1 pseudogene is annotated in these 904 nt (G+C 63.3%); it reads left to right on the top strand.

What is annotated here, in order from left to right:
* Positions 1-128: 128 nt before the first annotated feature.
* A pseudogene (locus UU9_RS16095) lies at positions 129-904 on the top strand (IS3 family transposase); the annotation flags it as partial.

The following is a 904-nucleotide window of genomic DNA, read 5'->3' as shown; positions in this document are numbered from 1 at the left end:
CGACGTCCCCCCGATTTTGAGTAGCACGTCGGTTTGGAGTCCAATCCCCCATCCGAAGGAGATTGGACGTGAAGAAGCGGTTTACCGAAGAGCAGATCATCGGCTTCTTGCGTGAGGCGGAGGCCGGCATGCCGGTGAAGGAGCTGTGTCGCAAGCACGGCTTCAGCGAGGCCTCGTACTACCTGTGGCGTAGCAAGTTCGGTGGCATGAGCGTCCCCGACGCCAGGCGGTTGAAGGAGCTGGAGACCGAGAACGGGCGGCTGAAGAAGCTGCTGGCCGAGCAAGTGCTTGAGAACGAGGTCATCAAGGACGCCCTGCGAAAAAAGTGGTGAGCGCACCGGCTCGGCGCGAGCTGGTGCGGCAGATGGTCGACAAGGGGTTGAGCGAGCGACGCTCGCTGGCGGTCGTGGGCATGAGCGCCAGCGCGTATCGCTACGCGACACAGCCGGATCGCAACGTGGAGCTTCGACAACGCATCGTGGCGCTGGCGCATCGATACAAGCGTTACGGCGTGGGGATGATCCATCTGAAACTGCGGCAGGCGGGGCTACTGGTGAACTACAAGCGCGTGGAACGGCTGTATCAGGAAGCGAAGCTGCAGGTGCGGCGGCGCAAGCGGAAGAAGGTGCCTGCTACCGAGCGACAGCCACTTGCCCGGCCCAAAGCCGCCAACGAGGTCTGGTCGATGGACTTCGTGTTCGATCGCACGGCCGAAGGCCGCGTCCTCAAGTGTCTGACGGTGGTCGACGACGCCACCCACGAGGCGGTGGTCATCGAGGTGGAGCGAGCCATCTCCGGCTTGGGCGTGACGCGCGTGATGGATCGCCTGGCGCAGACGCGTGGTCTGCCCAAGGTCATCCGTAGCGACAACGGAAAGGAGTTTTGCGGCAAGGCGATGGTGACC

This window comes from Rhodanobacter fulvus Jip2 (assembly GCF_000264315.1).
In the GTDB taxonomy this organism is placed as follows: domain Bacteria; phylum Pseudomonadota; class Gammaproteobacteria; order Xanthomonadales; family Rhodanobacteraceae; genus Rhodanobacter; species Rhodanobacter fulvus.
This window is presented reverse-complemented; position numbering and strand designations above follow the sequence as displayed.